Origin of the sequence: uncultured Prevotella sp. (genome assembly GCF_946407605.1) — a bacterium.
Classification (GTDB): Bacteria; Bacteroidota; Bacteroidia; order Bacteroidales; family Bacteroidaceae; genus Prevotella.
On the sequence record NZ_CAMJOS010000068.1, the window covers coordinates 1 to 4482 of the forward strand.

Genomic DNA, 4482 nt, shown 5'->3' on the forward strand with positions numbered 1-4482 from the left:
ACCTCCGGTTTGCCGGTTGTGCCGCCAGGTGCACCGCCGGGTATCCGCGTCTGGTTTGGATAAGCGCTGAAAGCATCTAAGTGCGAAGCCATCCGCAAGATGAGGACTCCATTGAGGGTCGTCCCAGACGAGGACGTTGATAGGGTGCAGGTGTAAAGACGGCGACGTCAAAGCCGAGCACTACTAATTGCCCGATAGCTTTCGCTTTGCTCAGCAGTTTAATGAGTAATTAGTAATGAGTAATTAGTAATTATGATTAGACCGGGAGCAGTAACATTCATATTTTCAGGTGTTGGTATGATCCAATACTGCAGCTTGCTTGTGAAGATTGTCACCTATACGGTTAGTTGGTGAGTCCATTCAGTAATATGTAGTAATCATAATTACTCATTACTAATTACTCATTACTAATTCGAAGACTTATCAGGTGGTTATTGCGGCGGGGTCCCACCTCTTCCCATTCCGAACAGAGAAGTTAAGCCCGCCTGCGCCGATGGTACTGCAATGCAATGCGGGAGAGTAGGAGGCCGCCACTTTTTCAAGAGAATAGTCCTGTAGTCGTAAGATTATGGGACTGTTTTTTTTGTTTTGCGCTCAACTTTTCGTAATTTTGCTATCAAAAATAGCGAAATTACTCCGTCTCGGCAAAAAAAGAAACGAGTTTCTTTGTTTTGCGCTCAACTTTTCGTAATTTTGGCTTCGCCGAACTTACTAAGCACTCGGAAATGCATAGAAAAGTGAGCTTTTCTTTTGCATTTCTCTCGTTTTTTCGTAACTTTGCGATGAAAATGGCAAAGTATGAAGAAGATACTGTTGATAATCTTGTGTGTTGTTATAGTCGGACTCTTAGTTCTGACTATGACAAAACCAGATAGGTCTGAGCATTACAATGCCGTTAAAATCGCTGTTGCGAATGTAGTAGACCGCGAATTGCACGAGAATCCACAGACTGTAGAATTTGCTACGATGGGTACGATGACGACCTTGAATATGCTTGATGACTATTTGTCGAAGAATCTGTTCGTGCATGACCATACATTTTATACTGTGGGTGTGCTGATGTATCAGGAAATGTTTCTCCCCATCTCTATCGGTGTGCTAGGAAGGGTTCGTCTGACAGTTAGTGAGGATGATTTGAAAGAGGCGTTGAAGATGCCTGAGATTAAGGAAATGATGAAATCAGAGAGCATAGAAGAAGCAGTGAGATTATATATGAATAAAAGATAGAAATATGATGAGAACGATGATGAAAAAACTATTATCACTCTGTGTAATGGCTTTGTTGGGCATTGGGTATGTTCCTGCTCAGTATTTGGATTTGAAGGACATTACGAAAGGAGTATTTCGTGGTGAGTCAATGGCCGCAGTAAAGCCCTTGAGTGATGGAGAATCGTATGCCCAACTTAGCAGTGACGGCCAGCGCATCGAGCAGTACTCGTTCAAGACGGGTAAACAGGTTGGTGTACTGTTTGATTCGAAAACAGCTAAAGGTGCGACGATAGATGAAATAGAGGACTATATTGTCAGTCCTGATGGACAGCGTCTGCTTATCCAAACCCAGTCAAAGCGTATCTATCGTCATTCGTTTACCGCTAATTATTACATCTATACGGTTCGCAATAACCGTTTGGCTCCTTTGTCGGAGAATGGTCCCCAACAAACGCCTTTGTTCTCTCCTGACGGTCTTCAAATAGCTTTTGTAAGAGATAATAACATCTTTATAATCAAGTTGTTATATGATAATGCGGAAGTACAGATTACGAAAGACGGGGAGCGTAATGAAGTCATCAATGGTATTCCTGATTGGGTCAACGAAGAGGAGTTTGGCCTGGCCCGCTCGATGGTATTCACTGCCGACAGCAAACAATTGGTGTGGGTGCGTTACGACGAGAAGGCCGTGAAGGAATTCTCTATGCCTTTGTTTAAGGGCTTGAAGCCAGAACGTCAGGAATTTGCTGACTATCCTGGTGCTTACACCTATAAATATCCTATTGCCGGTGAGGAGAATTCGAAGGTGACAGTTTGGAGTTTCGACATCAGTAGCCGTCAGACACGTCAGTTGCAGTTGCCACTTGGCGATGAGGACTATGTTCCTCGTCTGAAAATGACCAATCAGCCACAGCAGGTGGCTGTATATACACTGAACCGTCATCAAGACTGCCTACGTATTTTTATGTGTAACCCCTTGTCAACAGTTTGTAAGCAGATTATTGAGGAGAAGGTTAACAGGTACGTTCGAGAAGAGGCGATGGATGGTATTCAGATTACCGATCGCCATATTCTAGTGCCCAGTGACCGTTCTGGTTGGATGCATCTGTATCTTTACAATCAGAATGGGCAGTTGTTGCGTCAGGTGGACGATGGCCAGTATGAGGTTAGTGACGTATATGGATATGATGAGCAGACAGGTAATGTCTACTATGCTTCCCACGAGAATGGTGCTACAGACCAACGAGTGTGGGTAGCACATCAGAACGGTAAGCGTGAGTGCCTGACCCCCAAAGCTGGTTGGAATACGGCCATTTTCAGTAAAGACTTCAAGTATTTCATCCATACATGGAGCAATATTGATACGCCTCCTGTCTATTCGCTGTGCAACAATGTTGGCAAGGAATTGGTGACACTAATTGACAACAAGGCGTTGCAACAGCAGCTTGCTGGCTATCAGTTAGGCAAACGCGAACTCTTTACCTTCACCACGTCAGAGGGTATCCAATTGAACGGCTGGCTTATAAAGCCTGCTAATTTTGATGCGTCGAAACGCTATCCCGTTATTATGTATCAGTATGGTGGACCTGGTAATCAGCAGGTGGCCAACCGTTGGAATATCGGTATGTCTGGTCAGGGAGCCATTTTGGAGCAATACTTGTGTCAGCAGGGCTTCCTCTGCGTTTGTGTCGACAATCGTGGAACCGGTGGACGAGGTGCTGATTTTGAGAAGTGTACCTATCTGAAGTTGGGACAGCTTGAAGCACGAGACCAGGTGGAGACAGCCCTTTGGTTAGGTCAGCAGGCGTATGTCGATAAGGAACGCATCGCCATCTGGGGCTGGAGTTTCGGAGGCTTTAATACGTTAATGTCTATGTCTGAGGGTAGGGAAGTGTTCCGTGCTGGCATTGCCATAGCTCCTCCCACCTCATGGCGTTTCTATGATAGTGTCTATACAGAACGATTTATGCGCACTCCGAAGGAGAATGGCGAAGGCTATGACGATTGTCCGATTAGCCGTGCAGCAAAACTGCACGGGTCACTACTGCTTTGTCACGGTATGGCTGATGATAATGTTCACTTCCGCAATACGGCAGAATATACAGAAGCATTGGTACAGGCCGACAAGGATTTCCGTCAGCTGGTATATACCAACCGCAACCACAGTATTTATGGCGGGAATACGCGCAACCATCTGTTCCGACAATGTGTGAAGTTCTTTAAGGAAGAACTGAAATAACAGAAAAGGGAATCCGTTTGAGGGTTCCCTTTTTTCGTTATAATGGTATTTCGGTATTCCGTTATTCCGATATTTCGATTATTTTTTCCTGACGGGGTCACAGGTCAAGCCACAGCCCAGTTTCTTGAAGATTTTGCGGTCCACTTCCGATAGCATTACCGTCGAGTGTACCTGACAATCTCGTAACAAGGGAAGTTGCTCAAGGGCATGTCGGCAGTTCTCATCGTATTGTGAGACAACACTTAAGGCAACCAATACCTCGTCGGTATGCAGTCTTGGATTCTTGGCTCCAAGATATTCTGTCTTAGTTTTCTGAACGGGTTCAATAAGACTTTGGGGAATCAGTTTTGCCTCATGATCGATACCTGCCAGATATTTGGTAGCATTGAGAAGCAGCGCTGCCGAACATCCCAGCAACGGTGAGGACTTGGCGGTGATAATGGTACCATCCTCCAGTTCAATAGCGGCAGCCGTATGTCCACTCTCCAACTGCTTTTCATAGGCAGCAGTGGTAACGGGACGGAAGGCCGTCGTAATCTTTGCCTGATTGAACAGTAGACGAATCTTACTAACCTCATTTTCGTTGTCGGCACCATCAGCCAGCTTGTTAGTTGCAGCATAGAAGCGACGAATAATCTCGTCTTTCGAAGCTTTGCAGCAAACCTCATCATCTGAGATGCAGAATCCAATCATGTTAACGCCCATATCTGTAGGACTCTTGTAGGGATTCTCGCCGTAGATACCTTCAAAGAGGGCATTCAGTACGGGGAATATCTCGACGTCGCGATTATAGTTAACAGCCGTTTTTCCGTATGCTTCCAAATGGAAGGGGTCAATCATGTTAACATCGTTCAAGTCGGCTGTAGCAGCCTCATAGGCAATATTTACGGGGTGCTTCAGCGGCAGGCTCCATACGGGGAACGTTTCGAATTTAGCATATCCCGCACGGATGCCACGCTTATTTTCGTTATAAAGCTGCGAGAGACAGGTGGCCATTTTACCACTACCAGGTCCGGGGGCGGTGACGATGACGA

At 45.7% G+C, this 4482-nt stretch carries 3 protein-coding genes and 2 rRNA genes; 4 read left to right on the forward strand and 1 reads right to left on the reverse strand.

All coding sequences use genetic code 11. The features are described from left to right. The 4 genes from Q0R57_RS14530 to Q0R57_RS14545 all read left to right on the forward strand — a co-directional run. Positions 1 to 208 (forward strand): 23S ribosomal RNA (locus Q0R57_RS14530); the annotation flags it as partial. 215 nt (positions 209 to 423) lie between these two features. Next, a 5S ribosomal RNA gene (gene rrf / locus Q0R57_RS14535) occupies positions 424 to 536 on the forward strand. 322 nt (positions 537 to 858) lie between these two features. Beyond that, entirely contained in the window at positions 859 to 1227 is a 369-nt protein-coding gene (locus Q0R57_RS14540; protein WP_294749199.1) for a hypothetical protein, read from the forward strand. 19 nt (positions 1228 to 1246) lie between these two features. Further along, positions 1247 to 3448 (forward strand): S9 family peptidase, encoded by a 2202-nt coding sequence (locus Q0R57_RS14545; RefSeq protein ID WP_294749202.1) that lies wholly within the window; start codon positions 1247 to 1249, stop codon positions 3446 to 3448. A gap of 78 nt (positions 3449 to 3526) precedes the next feature. Here Q0R57_RS14545 and Q0R57_RS14550 read toward each other — a convergent pair. Beyond that, positions 3527 to 4482, reverse strand: a 956-nt coding sequence (locus tag Q0R57_RS14550; protein ID WP_294749201.1) for a DUF1846 domain-containing protein, incomplete at its 5' end; no start/stop codon positions are given.